Genomic DNA, 17,715 nt, shown 5'->3' with positions numbered 1-17,715 from the left:
CCTTGAGCATTTCACGCCGCCATCTGATGGGCGTTGGCGCGTTCGCGCTGCTGCCGGCGCTCGGCCCCGAGGCCTGGGCGCAGGCCAAGGACCGGCTGGTGATCGGCATGTCGCTCGAGCCGCCGGTGTTGGATCCAACCAAGAACGCGGCGGCGGCGATCCGCAGCATCGCCTGTCCCTCGATCTTCGAGAGCCTGGGCCGCATCGACCGCAACGGCGAGATCAAGCCGGGCCTGGCCGAAAGCTGGAAGATCTCCGAGGATGGCAAGGAGTACGTCTTCAAGCTGCGCTCCGGCGTGAAGTTCCATGACGGTGAGGCGCTCGACGCCGCGGTCGTGAAGTTCTCGGTCGACCGGCTGTTCGCCGCCGATTCGACGGTGCCGGCGAAGTCGCTCTACACCGACATCGAGAAGGTCGAGGCGGTCGATCCGACGACCGTCAAGGTCACGCTGAAGTCGCCCAACTCCTACCTGCTCTACAACCTGTCGCTGGGCGACGCCGGCATCATGCATCCCAAGTCGGCCGCGACCAACGACAAGAAGCCGGTCGGCACCGGGCCGTTCGCCTTCAAGGAGCGCAAGGAAGGCGATTCGATCGCCATCGAGCGCTTCGCCGGCTACCGCGACCTCGGCGACATCAAGCTCAAGACCATCGTGTTCAAGGTCGTGAAGGATCCGTCGGCGCAGGTGAGCGCGCTGCTGGCCGGCGACGTCGACACCTTCCCGGGATTCCAGGCGCCCGAGCTGGTCGACCGCCTGAAGAAGGACAACCGCTTCGCCGTGGTCGTCGGCACGACCGAGGGCGAGGTCATCATGGCGACCAACAACGGCAAGAAGCCGTTCGACAATCTCAAGGTGCGCCAGGCGATGGCCCATGCCCTCAACCGCGCCGAGCTGATCGACGCCGAATCGGGCTTCGGCACGCCGATCGGCAGCCATTTCCCGCCGCACAACAAAGCCTATATCGACCTTACGAAGACCTATCCCTTCGACATCGCCAAGGGCAAGGCGCTGCTCGCCGAAGCGGGCTATCCCAACGGCTTCGAGGCCACCCTGAAGCTGCCGCCGGTCGGCTACGCGCAGCGCGCCGGCGAGGTGCTGGTGAGCCAGCTCGGCAAGATCGGCATCAAGGTGTCGATCACCCAGCTCCAATGGCCGCAGTGGCTCTCCGAGGTGTTCAAGGAGAAGAACTACGATCTCACGGTGGTAGCCCATACCGAGGCTAACGACCTCGATCGCTATGCCCGCGACGGCTACTACTGGAACTACGATTCGGCGACGTTCAAGGCCAGGTGGCGCGAGGTGGTGGCGGCCACCGACTTCACCAAGCGCGACGAGCTCCTGAAGGATTGCCAGCGCATCATCGCGCGCGACGCCGTGAACGGCTTTCTCTACCAGCTCGCCAAGATCGGCGTCTGGAAGAAGGAGCTGGCCGGCATGTGGGAGAACGATCCGTCTCCTTCGGCCGATTTCTCGGGTGTGCATTGGAAGTAGCCGCCATCCCGGCAAGCTGTCATCCCGAGCGAAGCGAGGGATCTATGCGGATCCGCATAGATCCCTCGCTTCGCTCGGGATGACACTCTGATGCTCGACTTCCTCTCCCGCCGCCTCGCCGCCGCCCTGGTCACGCTGGTGCTGGCGACGGTCGTCGTCTTCGCCGTCGTCGAGGTGCTGCCGGGCGATCCGGCGCTGGTGATGCTGGGCACCGACGCGCGGCCCGACACACTGGCGGCCGTGCGCGCGCAGTACGGTTTCGACCAGCCGCTGACGGTGCGCTACCTGCACTGGATCGGCGGGCTGCTGAGCTTCGATCTCGGCAACAGCCACGCCTACGGCACGTCGGTCGCCAGGCTGATCGGCGACAGGCTGGCGGTGACCTTGCCGCTCGGCGCGCTGGCGCTCTCCTGGGCGCTGCTGGTCGCCATCCCGCTTGGCGTGTTCGCCGCCTGGACGCACGGCACCGCCGGCGATTGGGGCGTCATGGGCTTCACTCAGATCGGCATCTCGATTCCCAATTTCTGGTTCGGCATCGTGCTGGTGCTGGCCTTCGCCGTGACCTGGCGGATCTTCCCGGCCGGCGGCTTCCCCGGCTGGCGCCAGGACCCCGCGGGCTCGATCTACGCCCTGGTCCTGCCGGCGCTGTCACTGTCGCTGGGCGAGATCGCGATCCTCACCCGCGTCACGCGCTCGGCCATGCTCGACACGTTGCGCGAGGACTATGTCCGCACCGCGCGCGCCAAGGGTGCGCCGGAGAGCACCGTCCTGTTCCGGCATGCGCTGCGCAATGCGCTGATCCCGGTGACGACGGTGGCCGGGCTGATCGCGGGCTTCCTGATCGCGGGCGCAGTGATCATCGAAAGCGTCTTCCGCCTGCCCGGCGTGGGGCAGCTCGTGTACGACTCGATCAACAACCGCGACCTGATCGTGATCAAGAACGTGGTGATCCTGTTCACCATCCTGGTGCTGGTCGTGAACCTCTTGGTCGATCTCGCCTACGTGGTGCTCGACCCGCGGCCCCGGGTGGCGTCATGAGCGTGGCGGCATGAGCGCCTTCCTGGCCCGCGCCCGCCGCCATGTCGGCTTCCAGATCGGCGCCGTGCTGCTGCTGCTGTTCGTTGGCACCGCGCTGGTTTCGGTCTTCTGGACGCCGTACCCGGTCGACGAGCTCGCGATGCGCTTCAAGCTCCGGCCGTCGTCGCCCGAGCACTGGCTCGGCACCGACCATCTCGGCCGCGATGTGCTGTCGCGCATCATGGTCGGCGCCCAGACCTCGATCACCGTCGGCCTGATCGCCGTCGTGCTGGGCATGACCGTCGGCGTGACGCTCGGCGCCTGGGCGGCAGCGCGCGGCGGCTGGGTCGACGAGGCCCTGTCGCGCACCTCGGACCTGATCTTCGCCTTTCCGGCGGTGCTGATCGCGATCCTGATCACCTCGGTGCTGGGGGCGAGCGCGCGCAACGCCATCCTGGCGATTGCCATCTTCAACATCCCGGTGTTCGCCCGCGTCACCCGAGGCGCGTCGCTGGCGATGTGGAGCCGCGACTTCGTGCGGGCTGCGACGGCGATGGGCCGCGGGCCGATCGGCATCACGCTGCGGCACGTCCTGCCCAACATCATGAGCGTGCTGATCGTCCAGGCGACCATCCAGTTCGCGGTGGCGATCCTGGCCGAAGCTGGCCTATCTTACCTGGGGCTCGGCGCCCAGCCGCCGGTGCCGTCCTGGGGCCGTATGTTGCGGGATGCGCAGACGTACATCTTCCAGGCGCCGGAGCTTGCCTTGTGGCCGGGTCTTGCCGTGGCGCTGGCTGTTCTCGGGCTCAACATGCTGGGCGACGGGTTGCGCGATTTGCTCGACCCGAGATTGCGCCTGATGCGTGTCGGTTAGCGCATCTTAACGCGCATTCCGGCGTTAATCTGCTACTGCTGCTCATGGCCAGCCCGAGACCCCACCAACGATGGCTCCGCCATCTGCTGGCCGCCCTGGCGGCGATCATGCTGACGACGGCGATCGCCTTCGCGCGCACCGGAGAGGTGACCCTGAACATCGTCGGGGACGAGGGCATGGCGGAGGAGCTGCGCAAACTCACCAAGGAGCTCGACAAGGACCAGCCGCTCACCGGCGACAGCCTGGCGCTGCTGCAGGGCGCCCAGACCCGCCGCGCCCGCGTCGCCACCGCGCTGCGCTCGAAGGGCTATTACGACGCCCGGGTGACGGCCACCGTCGTCGGTCAGCCGGTCGACGAACCCGCCGCCCTGGACGCCATCGAGCAGAAGCCCGAGTCCGACAAGGTCGCCTTCACCATCGACGTCGCGACCGGCCCGGTCTACCGCGTGGTCGATCTCGCGCTCCAGGGCCCACCCGACATCGTCGGCTACCCCGGCCTCGACCGCAGCAAGCTCTCGATCGGGCCCGGCAAGCCGGCCGACGCCGCGCTGATCCTCGCCACCGAGGACCAGATCCTCGGCCAGATCCGCGGCCGTGGCTACGCGCTCGCCGCCGTCACCCATCGCGAGGTGCTGATCGACCACGCCACGCGCGAGGCGCACGTCACCTTCACCCTCGACTCCGGCCCGCCGACGCGCATGGGCCGCGTCCGCTTCTCGGGCACCGAGAAGGTCGACACGACCTACCTGCAGAAGCGCGTGCCGTTCGAGCAGGGCGATCCCTATTCGCCGGCCAAGGTCAACGCCCTGCGCGACCGGCTGACCTCGCTCGGCACGTTCAACTCGGTGCGCATCAAGCCCGGCGCGGCGCTGGACGGGCGTGGCGAGCTGCCGTTCGACGTCGAGCTCACCGATCGCGTGCCGCGCACCATCGGCTTCGGCGCCAGCTACGAGACCCAGCGCGGCTTTGGCGTCAACGGCTACTGGATGCATCGCAACCTGTTCGGCGAGGCCGAGAGCCTGAAGCTGTCGGCCGAGGTCAACCATATCGGCCAGGGCGCCATCCCGGCGGAGCTCGGCTACGGCATCAAGATCGACTTCCGCAAGCCCGACTGGCTGACGAAGCAGCAGGACGCGGTGGCCAACGCCGCCGCGGTCAACGAGATCTTCGACGCCTATCACCGCAAGGCGGTGACGCTGCTGGTCGGCATCGACCAGATCCTCAATCCGCAATGGCGGTTCAGGGCCGGGCTGAGCGGCGAGGTCTCGCAGATCCAGCGCTACGGCATCTGGGGTTACTACAGCCTGATAGGCCTGCCGGCGCAGGTGATCTACAACCGGGCCAACAGCGATGTCGACCCGACCGAAGGCTTCCGCCTCACCTTGAACGCCGCGCCCTATGCCGACATGACTCACAGCGGCGACATTTTCGGCATCCTGAAGCTGGTCGGCACGGCTTACGTCAATATAAGCGGTGACGGCCGCTCGGTGCTCGCCGGCCGCGCCGCCTTCGGCACGATTCCCGGCGGCACCAACGCCAGCATCCCGTTCGACAAGCTGTTCTATGCCGGCGGCGGCGGCTCCGTGCGGGGCTTCGCCTACCAGAGCGCGGGCCCGCGCGACGCCTTCAACAACCCGCTGGGCGGCGCCAGCCTGGTCGAGGGCAGCATCGAGTTCCGCCAGCGCATCGGCGAGTCGTGGGGCGCCGTGCTGTTCGTCGATGCCGGCAGCTCTTATACCGACACGATGCCCAACTTCTCGCAGTTCGCGCCGCGGCTCGGCGCCGGCGCGGGCGTGCGTTACTACACCAGCTTCGGCCCGGCGCGGCTCGATGTCGGCGTCCCGCTGAACAAGCGCGACGGCGATGCCCCGTTCGGCGTCTATGTCAGCATTGGGCAGGCCTTCTGATGCGCCGCTTCCTTCGTTTCATGGCGTGGACCCTGGGCGGCCTGGTCGTCCTGCTGGTGGCGGCGTTCTTCGTGCTTCAGACGCCGCCTGGCCTGCGCACGCTCGCGAGCCTGGTGTCGTCGAGCGACCTCTCGGTGAAGGGAATCGGCGGCTTCATCCCGACCGACGTGCGCGTCGAACGCATCGAATTGCGCGACAAGGACGGCGTCTGGCTCTCGCTCGACGATACGCAGGTGCGTTGGTCGTTCTGGTCGCTGCTGAGCGGCCGGGTGCGGGTCGAGGAGGTGAAGGCGGCGAAGATCGACGCGGTGAGGCCACCGCTGCCCCGTGAGGAAACGCCGACGACATCCGCCTCGTCGTCCAAGTTCGGCATCCCGGTCGGCGTCGATCTCGGCGCGCTCTCGGTCGACGACCTGCGTGTCGGCGCGGCACTGGGCGGCGTCGATTCGCACTGGAAGCTCGCCGGCTCGGGCCTGCTGACCGCGGATGGCGGCGCGAGCCACTTCAAGCTCGAGATGAACCGCACCGATGGTCCGACGGCGAAGCTCGCGGTCGATCTCGGCTTCAGCCTCGACCGCTTCTCGGTCGATGGCACGATCACCGCCGAGGAATCGACCAAGGGCGGCGTGGTCGCAGCGCTGATCGGCCGGCCCGACCTCGAGCAGATGTCGCTGAAGCTGATCGCCAAGGGCGACCGCAACCAGGGCACGGCCGATCTGGTCTCGGGCGCCGGCGACGCCGTCACATCCAATGGCGGCATCCGCTGGCAACGCGAGGGCAATGCCACCGTGATCTCGGCGAACTTGAGCGTCGTCGGCCCCGGCCTGCCCGACAGCCCGATCGCGCGCCTGCTGCGCGCGCCCGCGACCCTGACGGCCGATCTGTCGTTCGACGATGCAGGCCTGCTGGTGGTCAAGCAGAGCGCGCTCAAGGTCGGGCCAGCCGCGCTCGATGCCACCGGCCGCTTCGACACCAAGGCCGACAAGCTCGACGCGACCGCCACGCTCAGTAGCGGCGATTCGGGCCCGTTGAGCGATCTCGCGGCCGGGGCGCGGTGGCGCAACCTCAAGCTCGACGTGCAGGCGACGGGCTCCGGATTCTCGGGCAAGCCGCAGGTCACCGCGACGCTCAAGGGCAATGCGGACGACGTCGTCCTGCCGCTGCCGCCCGAGCAGGCGCTGCCCCCGGGGCCGGTGACGATATCGGCAAAGGTCGGCCTCGCGCGGGACGGCAAGCTCACCATCGACGGTCTCGATCTCGCGACGGCGCTGGCCAACGTGAACGGCAGCGGCAGCTTCCTGCCGGCGACCGAGGCGGCCGACGGCAAGTTCACGGTCGACATCGACGACTTCGGGGCCTTCTCCAAGCTCGCCAACATGTCGATCGGCGGGCGCGGCCATATCGAACTGACCGCGGCGCATGACAAGACCCGCCAGCGGATCGAGTGGCAGGGCAACCTCGATCGGCTCACCCTGGAAGGAGTGCCGCCGGGCCTGCTGCAGGAGCAGCTGAAGCTGAGCGGGGGCGCGACGCTGCGCCAGGACCAGGCATGGCGGCTCGACAAGGTGGCGATGGCGAGCCCCGGCTTCACCTTCGAGATGTCGGGCACTGGCCGCGAGCGCACCGGCGCGATCGACATGACACTGAAGCTACCGAAGCTCGGCGCGTTGCAGGAGGATATCGGCGGTTCGGCCGATGCAACGGGCAAGGTGATGATGACGCCGACCGGCGGCGACTTGCAATTCACCGTCGATCTCGCAGACTTGAGCCGCAACGGCATCGCGTCGAAGAAGCTCAGGGTGATGCTCGACACCGCGCTGGAAGGCGAGGCGGTGCGCGGCCGGATCAAGGCCGAGGGCGATCTCGCCAACCAGCCGCTGACGCTCGACGGCCGCTTCGCGCGCAACGCCGACGGCGGCATCGCCGTGCCGACCTTCCAGGGCCATTGGGCGAGCGCGGTGATCGACGTCACCGAGCTCGCGGTGACGCCCAAGGGCGCGACCGGCCGCGGGCAGCTGAAGTTCGCCAGGCTCGAGGATCTCGCGCCGCTGCTCGGCACGCCGCTCGCCGGCGCGATCGATCTCGACATCGCGACCGAGCCGAACGACGCCGGCAAGGTCACGGTCACCTTGCGCGGCGACCGGCTGGGCAGCGGCACGACCGGCGTGCGCACCCTGCAGCTCGACGCCACGGTCACCGATCCGATGGGCTTGGCCGTGGCGGATGCCTCGCTCAAGGCCGACGGCCTGGGCGGCATCGCCGACCTCAACCGCGCGACGCTGACGGTGAAGGGCGACAGGAAGGCGTTCGACGCCACCGCGACGGTGAATGGCGCCGCCACCAACGCCTCTGTCGCCGCCCGCATCGAGCCGTCGCCCGACGAGATCAGGGTCGCCCTGCAGCGCTTCGACGGCCGCTACCGGGGCATTCCCATCGGCCTCGCCGGTCAGACCAAGGCCGTCATCGCGGGCTCGCGCGTCACCATCGACCCGACGGCGCTGCGGCTGGGCGGCGGCACGGTGCGCGTGGCCGGCGTGGTCGATCCGGCGGCCAGCAACCTCACGGTCGACATCGCCGGCCTGCCGCTCGGCCTGGTCGACAACTTCGCACCGGGCAGCGGCGTGGAGGGCATGCTCTCGGGCAAGGCGCAGGTCAGCGGCGCGCTGGCCAATCCGCGCCTGCAGGCGAGCTATTCGGCGACCGGCATTCGCGTGAAGCGGCCGGAGACGGCGCTGCTGCCGGCATTGGCGTTGCAGGGGACGGCCGCGATGGCCGACCAGCGCGCCTCGCTCGATGCCCGGCTGTCGGCCGGCGGCAACACCAACGTCACCATCAAGGGCAACGGCGCGGTCCCGCAAGGCAAGGCGCCGCCGCAGTTCCAGGTCTCGATCAACGGGGCGATCGATCTCGCGCCGTTCTCGCCGGCGCTCGGCCTCAGCGTGCGCAACGTCACCGGCACCCTGCGCCCCGACCTCAACCTCACTATCGGCAACACCATCACCGGCTCGGGCACGATCGCGCTCAACAACGCGACCATGTCGATGCCGGATGCCGGGATGAAGCTCACCGGCGGCGACGGGCTGATCGCGCTGCAGGGTGAGACCCTGCAGATCCAGCGCCTGCGCTTCCAGACCGCGCGCAGCGGCGAGATCAATGTCACCGGCAACGTGCGGCTCGATCCGGCGCAAGGTCTCCCGGTCGAACTGGCCGTGGCGAGCCGCCAGGCGCTGCTGGTCAGCCGGCCCGACCTCGTCGCCACGGTGTCGAGCGACATCAAGATCACCGGCTCGAGCCTCACCGGCTTCGACGTCGCGGGCCCGGTCACCATCGATCGCGCCGAGCTGTCGATCGCCGCCTCGCAGGCCGCCAGCTTTCCGACCATTCCGGTGACGGAGATCAACCGCACCGGCGCGCCGGATCCCGCCAACGCGCCGGCCAAGGCGCCGCCGACGCCGGTCAGCCGGCAGCCGGCCAACAACGGCGTGCGCCTGGCGCTGGACGTGAAGGCGCCGCAGGCGGTGTTCGTGCGCGGCCGCGGCCTCGATGCCGAGCTCGGCGGCCAGTTCAGCGTCACTGGCGATCCCGGTGCGCCGGCGGTGCAGGGCGGCCTCACGCTGCGGCGCGGCGACTTCAACCTGCTGGGCCATCGCCTGGCCTTCAAGCGCGGCAACGTCTCGCTGATGACCGCCACGACCATCGATCCCTTGCTCGACTTCGCCGCCACCACCAACGTGCAGGGTACGACCATCGAGGTCGACATCACCGGCTCCTCGCGCGCGCCCAAGATCGAGATCACCTCCTCGCCGCAGCTGCCGCAGGACGAGGCGATGGCGTTGCTGCTGTTCGGCAAGCCGTCCTCCAGCCTCAGCCCGATGGAGCTGCTGAGCGCCGCCCAGGCGCTGGCCGAGCTGACCGGCAAGCAGCCGGTGGGCGGCGGCTTCATGGCCAGGCTGCGCGGTGGGCTGGGCCTCGACACGCTCTCGGTCAACTCGGGCGGCAGCGGTTCCGGTAGCAACCAAGGCACCACCACCTCGGTCGAGGGCGGCCGTTACGTGGCACCTGGCGTCTATGTCGGCGCGCGCCAGGGCGCCTCGGCCGATTCCAGCCGTGGCGTGGTCGAATGGGAGGTCTTGAAGAACACCAAGATCGAGGGCGACATCGGCGCCGATTCCAACGGCCGCGTCGGCGTGAAGATGGAATGGGACTATTGAGCGCGATGGCGGTACGCTAACACCGTGACTGCCCTGATCTTCCTCCTGGTCGCCATCGCCATGATGGCCGCGCTCGGCGGGCGGCGCGGCATTGCCGGCGGGCTGTTCGGCCTCTCCTTCATCCTGTCGGTGGCGTGGCTGGTGCATCACATGACCGACCCGCTGAAGCTGTCGTTCTAGCCATGCCGGTCCTGGTCCGCTTCGGCAACTGGGTGGGCGCGATGGCGATCGCGGGCGTGCTGCTGGCCGCCTTCGTGCTGCAGTTCGCCCAGCACGAGCTGCCGTGCCCGCTCTGCCTGCTGCAGCGCGTCGCCTTCGTGCTGTGCGGCTTCGGTTTCCTGCTCAACCTGCGCTACGGCTCGCAGCCGGCGCATTACGGCGTCATCCTGCTGTCGGCGCTGTTCGGCCTGGCGGTGGCGGGGCGGCAGGTGCTGTTGCACATCGTGCCGGATGACCCGGGCTACGGGCCGCCGTTCCTCGGCCTGCACCTCTACACCTGGACGTTCGTGTTCTTCCTCGCGACCATCGTCGGCGTCGCCATCCTGCTGCTGCTGTCCGGCCGCGAGCCGGAGAATCGGCGCGAGGGCCGGCATGCGCTGCCGATGGGCGGCGCGGCGCGGCTCGCGGCGTGGCTGCTGATCCTGGTGACGCTCGCCAATGCCGCCGCGAGCTTCGCGCTGTGCGGGCCGATCGAGTGCCCGGACAATCCGACCGGCTACTGGCTGCTCACGCGCCTCGCGCCGTGAACTCGGTGTCCTTCTTCGGGATCAGGTCGTAGGGCAAGGCGAAGCCCGGCATGGCCATGATGCGCTCGCGCCACGCCGCCGCGTGCGGCCGCTTGTCGAGGTTCATGCCGCCCTCGGCCATGAACACCATGCGGCCGAAGCAACCGAGATCGGCGATCGTGCACCGGTCGCCGACCAGCCACTGCCGACCCTCCAGCGCCTTGTCGATGAAGTCGAGCGCCGCCTCGGCGCCCGGCCGGAAATAGTCGACGATCTGCTGCGGCACGTCGGGCCGGAAGCGGGCGAAGTGGCGGACTCGCGCGACGTTGGTGATGGCGTCGTTCTCCCAGCTCAGCCATTCGCGGCAATGGATGCGGTCCTGCTCAGTGTCGGCCTCGAACTTGCCGGTCGTCCGCGCGAGATGGTCGAGGATCACGTTCGACATCACCAGGGTCAGGCCGCGATGCTGCAGCACCGGCACCTGGCCGTAGCGGTTGATCGCCAGGTGCGCCGGCTGCTTCTGCACGCCGTTCTTGAGATTGACGGTGCGGAAGGAGAAGGGCAGCCCGCTCAGCACCAGGAACAGCATCGGCTTGTAGCTGGAGCTTGAGGTAAAGCTGCCGTGCAGCACGAGGCGATCGGGATCGGTCATGACGGCGAGCTTATCGCGCGCCAGCGGGTGCCGCGATGCCGTCCAGCGCGGCCATTGCGTCCTGCGGTAGGTGAAGGTCGGCAACGGCGAGGTTCTCCCGCAGATGCGCAACGGATGAAGTGCCGGGGATCAGCAGCACGTTCGGTGACCGGCGCAGCAGCCACGCGAGCGCCGTCTGCATCGGCGTGACGCCCAGCCGCTGCGCGACGTCGGACAGGGTCGATGACTGCAAGGGCGTGAAGCCGCCGAGCGGGAAGAACGGCACATAGGCGATGCCGTCGCGCGCCAGCCCGTCGATCAGCGCGTCGCCGTTGCGATGCGCCACGTTGTAATGGTTCTGCACGCAGACGATCGGGCAGAGGCGCCGAGCCTCGGCGAGCTGCGTGCGGGTGACACTGCTGACGCCGATATGGCGCACCAGGCCCTGGTGCTGCAGCTCGGCAAGCGCAGTCACCTGCGGCTCGAGCGAGCCTTCGCCCGGCTCCATATGGCCGAACATGCTGCGCAGGTTGACGACGTCGATCGCGTCGCGGCCGAGGTTGCGCAGGTTGTCGTGGACCTGCTGGACCAGCTCCGCGGGCGTGAAGGCGGGCAGCCACGCGCCATCGTCGCCGCGACGGGCACCGACCTTGGTCACGATGACCAGGTCGTCGGGATAGGGATGCAGCGCCTCGCGGATGAGCCGGTTGGTGACGTGCGGGCCGTAATAGTCGCTGGTGTCGATGTGGTTGACGCCGGCCGCGACGGCGGCGCGCAGCACCGCGCGGGCGGCGTCGGGATCCTTGGGCGGGCCGAAGACGCCGGGCCCGGCAAGCTGCATGGCGCCGTAGCCGAGGCGCTTCACGGTGCGGCTGCCGAGTTTGAAGGTGCTGGATTTGTCGATGCTGGACATGACGCTCTCCTTTTCCTGAGAACGCTTCCCATCTAGGCCTTCGACCGTCGTGCGATAATCCGGCAGGATCAGAACAGGTTGTGCGGGGAGTCGAACAATGACGGCCGACCTTGGCGATCTGAATGGCTTTCTGGCGGTGGCGCAGGCCGGTGGCTTCCGCGACGGGGCACGGGCCAGCGGGATCAGCGCCTCGGGGCTGAGCGAGGCGGTCCGGCGGCTGGAGACCCAGTTGGGAGTCCGGCTGCTCCATCGCACCACGCGCAGTGTCGTGCCGACAGTAGCCGGCGCCCGCCTGCTCGAACGGCTGGGCCCGGCGATGGGCGAGGTGCGGGCGGCGCTCGACGTCGTGAACGGCTATCGCGACCGGCCGGCCGGCACGCTCCGGCTCAACGTCCCGATGAGCGCCGCGCGGCTGGTCCTGCCGACGATCGTTCCCAGGTTTCTCGCTGCCTATCCCGAGATCCGGCTGGAAGTGATGGCGGACGAAAGCTTCGTCGACGTGCTGGCCGCCGGCTGCGATGCCGGCATCCGTTACGACGAGCGGCTGGAGCAGGACATGATCGCCGTGCCGATCGGTCCGCGCACCCAGCGCTTCGCGACGGCGGCCGCGCCCGCCTACCTCGACCGGCGCGGCCGGCCGCAGCGTCCGCGCGAGCTGCTCCAGCATGCCTGTATGCGCGGCCGCTTCGCCAGCGGCGCGATGCCGCCGTGGGAGTTCGAGCGCGACGGCGAGGTCGTGCGGGTCGATCCGACCGGCCCGCTGCTGGTCGGCATCGGCGGCGCGGCCGATCTCGCGGTCGAGGCGGCAATTGCCGGCACCGGCGTCGTCCATCTGTTCGAGGACTGGCTGCGCCCCCTCCTGCGGAGCGGGGCGCTCGAGCCGATCCTCGATCCGTGGTGGCAGAGCTTCTCGGGCCCCTTCCTGTATTATCCCGGCCGGCGCCTCGTACCGGCGCCGCTGCGGGCCTTCATCGACTTCGTCAAGGCGCACCCATGAGCGACGAACGCTACACCGTCATCCTCGGCGACCGCCGCTACGCCATCCAGCGCAAATGGGCGCGGCCGAAGAAGGGCTTCGGCTTCCTGTCGGACCTGATGGTCGACGGCGAGGGCCGCGTGCACGTGGCGCAGCGCGGCACCGACCAGCCGGTCGTGGTGTTCGACCGCGACGGCCGCGAGATCGGCAGCTGGGGGGAGGGCTCTCTGGCCGAGCCGCACTACATCAACGCGACGCCGGACGGCGGCATGCTGGTGGCCGACCGCGACGCCCATCAGGTGCTGCGCTTCGACAGGGACGGCCAGGTCGTGAAGGCGCTGGGCCGGCGTCACTGGCCCTCGCTCGATGCACCGTTCAACCATCCGACCGCGGCGGCCGAGACGACGGACGGCGAGATCTTCGTCGCGGACGGCTACGGCAATTCCAGCGTCCACCGTTTCGCCTCGGACGGCAGCCTGATCCGGACCTGGGGCGGCCGCGGCAGTGGGCCGGGCGCCTTCACCACGCCGCACGCCATCGCCGTCGACAAGCTCGACCGCGTGCTCGTCGCCGACCGCGAGAACAACCGGGTGCAGATCTTCGACCGCGAGGGCAACTTCCTCGCCGAATGGGGCGACTTCTATCACCCGATGCAGATCTGGATCGACGACCGCGACCTCGTCTTCGTGACCGACCAGATCCCGCGCATCAGCCTGTTGACGCTCGACGGCACGCTGATCGGCCGCTGCCGCGGTGCGATCAACGGCGCGCACGGCCTGTCGGGCGACGCCGACGGCAACCTCTATCTGTCAGAGCTGCCGCCGCAGGAAGTGACCAGGCTCGAGCGGCTGGGCTGATCAGACCGGGACGCCGCCGCCGATCTGGACCCGGCGCATCAGGCGGCGGAACGGCCCGGTGTCGCCCAGCGCGATGTGCTTGGTGCTGCGATTGTCCCAGAAGGCGATCGAGCCCTTCTGCCAGCGGAAGCGGAAGGTGAATTCCGGCCGGTTGCCGTGCTCCAGGAGGAAGTCGAGCAGCGCCTTGCCCTCGGCCGCGGTCATGCCCTCGATGCCGACGGTGTAGGAGGCGTTGACGAACAGGCACTTGCGCCCGGTCTCGGGATGGCTGCGCACGATCGGATGGAGGTTGCGCGTCTCGCGCCAGCCCTCGTCGTCGCGATACTTGGTCGAGCGCCCCTGGTTCTTGCCGAGATGCGGCCCCGCCGTGCCGATGTCGCTGTGCACCGCACGCAGGCCGTCCAGCAGCTTCTTCATGGTCGGCGACAGCGCGTCGTAGGCCAGGTACTGGTTGGCGAACATGGTGTCGCCGCCGTACGCCGGCACGTCGATGCCGTAGAGGATCGCGCCCATCGGCGGCTCGGCGACCATGGTGGTGTCGGTGTGCCAGAGCTCGCCGACATAGGACGTGTCGCCCGGCTCGCGGCGGACCATCACCACTTCCGGGTCCTCGTTGATGGTGGCGAAGTTGGGATGAACGAAGATCGGGCCGAAGCGGCGCGCGAAGGCCTTGTGCTGCGCCACGTCGATCTCCTGGTCGCGGAAGAACACGACGCAGTGCTCGTTCAGCGCGTCGCGGATCTCGCCGACCGTGCCGTCATCGAGGTCGATTGCGACATCGACGCCGAAGATCTCCGCGCCGCCGGCGCCGGAGATGGGCCGCACCTCGATCCGACTGTTCCTCATGACGTCCCCTTCTTTTTCGTCATTCTTGTTAGGGGCCGATGCTAGCGCTCGAGCTCGGCGCGGGTCCAGTTGGCGCGGGTCGCCGCCGCCTCGTAGGTGCTCTGGCAGAAGTCGAGCAGCGCCTGGCGCGGTGAGGCGGCGGTGCGCACATCCTCGTACTTCAGGCGGAACTGGCCGGCGTCCCTGTCGTAGAACGCGGCGGCCGGCAGGACCCTGGCGTCGCCGAAGCCGGCGGGCTCGGGCGAGGCGTAGGCGTAGAAGGCGGGGTTGGACGTGGTCGGATCGCCCGGCCACCAGCCGACGCTGATGACCTCGTGGGAGTAGGCTTCCTGCGTGACCTTGTCGGCCTTGGGCATCGGCGGTGCGCGGCGGCCGGAGAAGCGGGTGACGCAGAGATCGAAGCTGCCCCAGAAGAAATGCACCGGGCTCACCTTGCCGACGAAGCCGCCGCGGAACTGCTTCAGCACCGCATCGACCGAGCGCGTCACGCGCCAGAAGCGCTCGACCGGCTCGCGCTCGTAGGCGGCGTGCACGGTGTCCTTGTCGAACGGGATCGGATCGTCGACCTCCTGCGGCACGGTCCAGATCCGGACCGCGAGGCCGAGCGATTCCAGCGCCGCCATGACCTCGGCATGGAAGGCGGCCACCGACTTGGGCTCGAGCTTCACGATCCTGCTCTCGCCGTCGCAGGTGCGGATCGCCAGCACGTGGTCGATGAAGTCGAACTCCATCTCGAAACTGCTGTCGCCGTACGGGATCGCCGTCGTCGTCAGGCCGCGGGCGCCGACATAGAGCGGTACCTGCCACCAGTGATTGACGTGCGGCGCCAGCGCGAGCCGCACCTTGCCGACGATCTGCGTCCACATATGCAGCGTGGTGCAGGTCGCGCGCCAGGCGTCGTAGGGCAGGGCGGGCCAGGCGTCGCTCATCGGCTGGCGCCGGCCGAGGCGTTGAGCATGCGGAAGCCCTCGCCGAGCTGCGGCTCGTCCCGCGTGAACCTGCTGGACATGGCGTTACGCTCTCCCCTGTGGCCGGGAGCGAAGCGTATCACGCCCGCCGGACCGGTGCGCCGTCAGCGCGCGATCACCAGCGCCGGCGTGCGCATGCCGCTCAGCAGCGCGGCGGTGCGCGGCCCGAGGAACTTGGTCTCGCCCTGGCGCAGCGAGGTGCCGAACACTGCGAGGTCGAAGCGGCCGCCGCGCAGCGCCCGGCGGATCTCGATCTCGGGCTTGGGGTTGGTGGCGGTCAGACCCTTGACCGGCACGCCGCTGCGCTTGCCCAGCCGATGCGCGTCGACCAGCAGCGAGATGCCGGGCCGCCGCGCGCGGCCGCGCAGCATCGCGGTGTCCGCCTGCGGCTCGAAGACGTGCAGCGCCGACACGGTGCCGGTGCTGGCATGGGCCAGCGCCAGCGCGATCTCGGCGGCGAGGCGCGAATCGGCGGTGCCGCTGGTCGGCAGCAGGATGTCGAGCGGCACGTCGGCCGGCCCGGCCGCGCCGGCGCCGTTGAGCGCGATCGCCACCGGCCCCTCGAACCGGTTGACCAGGTCCTGCAGCCGCTGCTCGAAGGCGCGCGACACCGGGTCGAGCGGCCGCTCGAGCCCGACGAACACGATGTCGTAGCCACGGCCGATCTCGCGCTGCAGGGCATCGTCGTGCGCGCCGGACCGCGTCGTCACGAGGGCCTCGGCGGACTTCGACGGCTCGGCGCCGGCGCCGGCGCGCGCGGCTTCGGCGAGATGCTCGCTGTTGCCGCCGCCTTCTTCGGCCTTCTCCTTGTCGTCCGCGCCCTTCTTGCCGTCCTTGCCGTTGGCGTCCAGCACCGTCGTCAGCACCTGCTGGCGGGCGGCGAACAGGCCGGCCAATCGCGCGGCCAGCCGGCCGTTGGGGCTGTCGTCGACATAGACCAGCGCGCGCTCCATCTTGGGCAGGCTCTGCGCCAGCTCGGCCTCCTCCGTGTCGAGGCGCCTGGCCTCCTCCTCGCCCAAGGGCACGCGCGCCATCACCCAGCGCAGCATCGGCGGCATGATCATGGTGGTGACCACCGCCATGGCCACGATCATGGTGTAGAGTTCCTTGCTCAAGGCGCCCATGGCGAGGCCGATGCTGGCGATGATCACCTCGGTCGAGCCGCGGGCGTTGAGGCCGGTCGCCAGCGCCAGCGATTCCATCGTGCTGAGGCCGCCCAGCCGGCCGCCGATCAGCGCGCCGCCGAACTTGCCGAGGCTCGCCACCAGGATCACCGCGACCGTGAACAGCAGCAGCGTCGGGTCCATCAGGGTGCGCAGGTCCATGCCGAGGCCGGCGACGGCGAAGAACACCGGCGCGAAGAAGGCGAAGATGAAGCCGCGCAGCTCGTTCTCGATGTGCTCGGTCAGGATCGGCGACTGGCCGACCAGGATGCCGGCGACGAAGGCGCCGAGCGCGGTGTGCACGCCGATCAGCTCGGTGGTGAGCGCGAGCGTCAGCATCACCACCAGGATGGCGGTGATCACCGGCACCTCGATGGTCATGTGGTCGTTCACCCAGACGATCAGCCGCGCCACCAGCCGGCGGCCGAGGGTGAGGCAGAAGGCGAGGAACAGGAACGTGCCGGCCAGGCTCGCGCCGATACCCTGGAGGTCGACGGTGCCGTGGATGGCGATGCCCGAGATCACGGCGATGATGATCCACGCCACGGTGTCGTCGAGGATCGCGGTGGCGAGGATCAGCTGGCCGATGTCGCGGCGGATCACGCCGATATCCATCAGGGTCATCGCCACGATCTTGACCGAGGAGATGGCGAGCGCCGTGCCGAGGAACAGCGCCGTCACCAGCGGATTGTCGTGCATTGGCACGACGTCGCCGGGCAGCGCATAGGCCAGCGCCACGCCGCAGGCGAACGGCACGGCGATGCCCGACAGCGAGGACGAGATCACCGCCCGCCGCCGGCGATTGACCAGCGCGAGGTTGGTCTCCATGCCGGTCAGCAGCAGCAGCAGCAGGATGCCGATCTGCGATACCGCATCGATCATGGTCTTGAGCGTCTTGTCGTCGGGGAAGACCACGGCACGCCATTCCGGCAACAGCAGGCCGAACACCGACGGCCCCAGCAGCACGCCGGCCAGCAACTGGCCGAACAGGGCGGGCTGGCCGATCCGGTTCATGCCCTCGCCGAGCAGGCGGCCGACCAGAAGGAGCAGGATCAACTGCGCGGCGAAGATCGCCAGCGTATGGTCGGCAGCCACGTCAACTCCCCAAGGTTTGGATCGGCCGAACGTCATGGA

At 69.1% G+C, this 17,715-nt stretch carries 14 protein-coding genes; 9 read left to right on the top strand and 5 right to left on the bottom strand.

Annotation, left to right across the window (positions count from 1 at the left end; genetic code table 11):
• Positions 1–2: 2 nt before the first annotated feature.
• The 7 genes from J0J01_RS08525 to J0J01_RS08495 all read left to right on the top strand — a co-directional run bounded on the left by J0J01_RS08525 (position 3) and on the right by J0J01_RS08495 (position 10,248).
• Complete coding sequence (locus tag J0J01_RS08525) at positions 3–1,493, top strand: ABC transporter substrate-binding protein (RefSeq protein ID WP_296379839.1); 1,491 nt, start codon at positions 3–5, stop codon at positions 1,491–1,493.
• A gap of 90 nt (positions 1,494–1,583) precedes the next feature.
• Positions 1,584–2,531, top strand: a complete 948-nt coding sequence (locus J0J01_RS08520) for an ABC transporter permease (protein ID WP_296379838.1) — start codon at positions 1,584–1,586, stop codon at positions 2,529–2,531.
• Positions 2,532–2,541: 10 nt separating this feature from the next.
• Positions 2,542–3,384, top strand: a complete 843-nt coding sequence (locus tag J0J01_RS08515) for an ABC transporter permease (protein WP_296379837.1) — start codon at positions 2,542–2,544, stop codon at positions 3,382–3,384.
• 44 nt (positions 3,385–3,428) lie between these two features.
• Positions 3,429–5,291, top strand: a complete 1,863-nt coding sequence (locus J0J01_RS08510) for an autotransporter assembly complex family protein (protein ID WP_296379836.1) — start codon at positions 3,429–3,431, stop codon at positions 5,289–5,291.
• Positions 5,292–5,311: 20 nt separating this feature from the next.
• Positions 5,312–9,502, top strand: coding sequence for a translocation/assembly module TamB domain-containing protein (locus J0J01_RS08505; RefSeq protein ID WP_296379835.1), 4,191 nt, complete (start codon positions 5,312–5,314; stop codon positions 9,500–9,502).
• Positions 9,503–9,526: 24 nt separating this feature from the next.
• Positions 9,527–9,682, top strand: a complete 156-nt coding sequence (locus tag J0J01_RS08500) for a DUF5993 family protein (protein ID WP_296379834.1) — start codon at positions 9,527–9,529, stop codon at positions 9,680–9,682.
• Positions 9,683–9,684: 2 nt separating this feature from the next.
• The gene (locus tag J0J01_RS08495) at positions 9,685–10,248 is read left to right on the top strand and encodes a disulfide bond formation protein B (protein ID WP_296379833.1); all 564 of its coding nucleotides are present in this window, start codon (positions 9,685–9,687) and stop codon (positions 10,246–10,248) included.
• On the opposite strand, the gene J0J01_RS08490 is transcribed toward J0J01_RS08495, so the two are convergent.
• Both J0J01_RS08490 and J0J01_RS08485 read right to left on the bottom strand, forming a co-directional pair.
• Positions 10,229–10,879 (bottom strand): glutathione S-transferase family protein, encoded by a 651-nt coding sequence (locus J0J01_RS08490; RefSeq protein WP_296379832.1) that lies wholly within the window; start codon positions 10,877–10,879, stop codon positions 10,229–10,231. The genes J0J01_RS08495 and J0J01_RS08490 overlap by 20 nt on opposite strands.
• Positions 10,880–10,889: 10 nt before the next feature.
• Complete coding sequence (locus tag J0J01_RS08485; protein WP_296379831.1) at positions 10,890–11,771, bottom strand: aldo/keto reductase family oxidoreductase; 882 nt, start codon at positions 11,769–11,771, stop codon at positions 10,890–10,892.
• 97 nt (positions 11,772–11,868) lie between these two features.
• Here J0J01_RS08485 and J0J01_RS08480 point away from each other — a divergent pair, with 97 nt between their 5' ends.
• Together J0J01_RS08480 and J0J01_RS08475 are read left to right on the top strand one after the other, a co-directional pair.
• Positions 11,869–12,768 (top strand): LysR family transcriptional regulator, encoded by a 900-nt coding sequence (locus tag J0J01_RS08480; protein WP_296379830.1) that lies wholly within the window; start codon positions 11,869–11,871, stop codon positions 12,766–12,768.
• Entirely contained in the window at positions 12,765–13,604 is an 840-nt protein-coding gene (locus tag J0J01_RS08475; RefSeq protein ID WP_296379829.1) for a 6-bladed beta-propeller, read from the top strand. Before J0J01_RS08480 ends, J0J01_RS08475 begins: the two co-directional genes overlap by 4 nt.
• Here the strand turns inward: J0J01_RS08475 and J0J01_RS08470 are convergent, their stop codons facing one another.
• The 3 genes from J0J01_RS08470 to J0J01_RS08460 form a co-directional block, all read right to left on the bottom strand.
• Positions 13,605–14,450 (bottom strand): TauD/TfdA family dioxygenase, encoded by an 846-nt coding sequence (locus J0J01_RS08470; protein WP_296379828.1) that lies wholly within the window; start codon positions 14,448–14,450, stop codon positions 13,605–13,607. It abuts the gene before it with no gap.
• Positions 14,451–14,491: 41 nt separating this feature from the next.
• Positions 14,492–15,379: a DUF5996 family protein gene (locus tag J0J01_RS08465; RefSeq protein WP_296379827.1), complete on the bottom strand. Its 888-nt coding sequence runs from the start codon at positions 15,377–15,379 to the stop codon at positions 14,492–14,494.
• Positions 15,380–15,522: 143 nt separating this feature from the next.
• Positions 15,523–17,676: a cation:proton antiporter gene (locus J0J01_RS08460; RefSeq protein ID WP_296379826.1), complete on the bottom strand. Its 2,154-nt coding sequence runs from the start codon at positions 17,674–17,676 to the stop codon at positions 15,523–15,525.
• Between the last annotated feature and the right edge of the window lie 39 nt (positions 17,677–17,715).

The sequence above is a fragment of the Reyranella sp. genome (assembly GCF_017305915.1).
Lineage (GTDB): Bacteria > Pseudomonadota > Alphaproteobacteria > Reyranellales > Reyranellaceae > Reyranella.
The sequence above is the reverse complement of the archived record's forward strand: the minus strand, read 5'-3'. Positions and strand labels throughout refer to the sequence as shown.

Coding starts and splice junctions, on each gene's coding strand:
- J0J01_RS08465 (WP_296379827.1), bottom strand. CDS start 15,379: ATGAGCGACGCCTGGCCCGCCCTGCCCTACGACGCCTGGCGCGCGACC.
- J0J01_RS08490 (WP_296379832.1), bottom strand. CDS start 10,879: ATGACCGATCCCGATCGCCTCGTGCTGCACGGCAGCTTTACCTCAAGC.
- J0J01_RS08510 (WP_296379836.1), top strand. CDS start 3,429: ATGGCCAGCCCGAGACCCCACCAACGATGGCTCCGCCATCTGCTGGCC.
- J0J01_RS08495 (WP_296379833.1), top strand. CDS start 9,685: ATGCCGGTCCTGGTCCGCTTCGGCAACTGGGTGGGCGCGATGGCGATC.
- J0J01_RS08470 (WP_296379828.1), bottom strand. CDS start 14,450: ATGAGGAACAGTCGGATCGAGGTGCGGCCCATCTCCGGCGCCGGCGGC.
- J0J01_RS08515 (WP_296379837.1), top strand. CDS start 2,542: ATGAGCGCCTTCCTGGCCCGCGCCCGCCGCCATGTCGGCTTCCAGATC.
- J0J01_RS08485 (WP_296379831.1), bottom strand. CDS start 11,771: ATGTCCAGCATCGACAAATCCAGCACCTTCAAACTCGGCAGCCGCACC.
- J0J01_RS08520 (WP_296379838.1), top strand. CDS start 1,584: ATGCTCGACTTCCTCTCCCGCCGCCTCGCCGCCGCCCTGGTCACGCTG.
- J0J01_RS08480 (WP_296379830.1), top strand. CDS start 11,869: ATGACGGCCGACCTTGGCGATCTGAATGGCTTTCTGGCGGTGGCGCAG.
- J0J01_RS08505 (WP_296379835.1), top strand. CDS start 5,312: ATGGCGTGGACCCTGGGCGGCCTGGTCGTCCTGCTGGTGGCGGCGTTC.
- J0J01_RS08475 (WP_296379829.1), top strand. CDS start 12,765: ATGAGCGACGAACGCTACACCGTCATCCTCGGCGACCGCCGCTACGCC.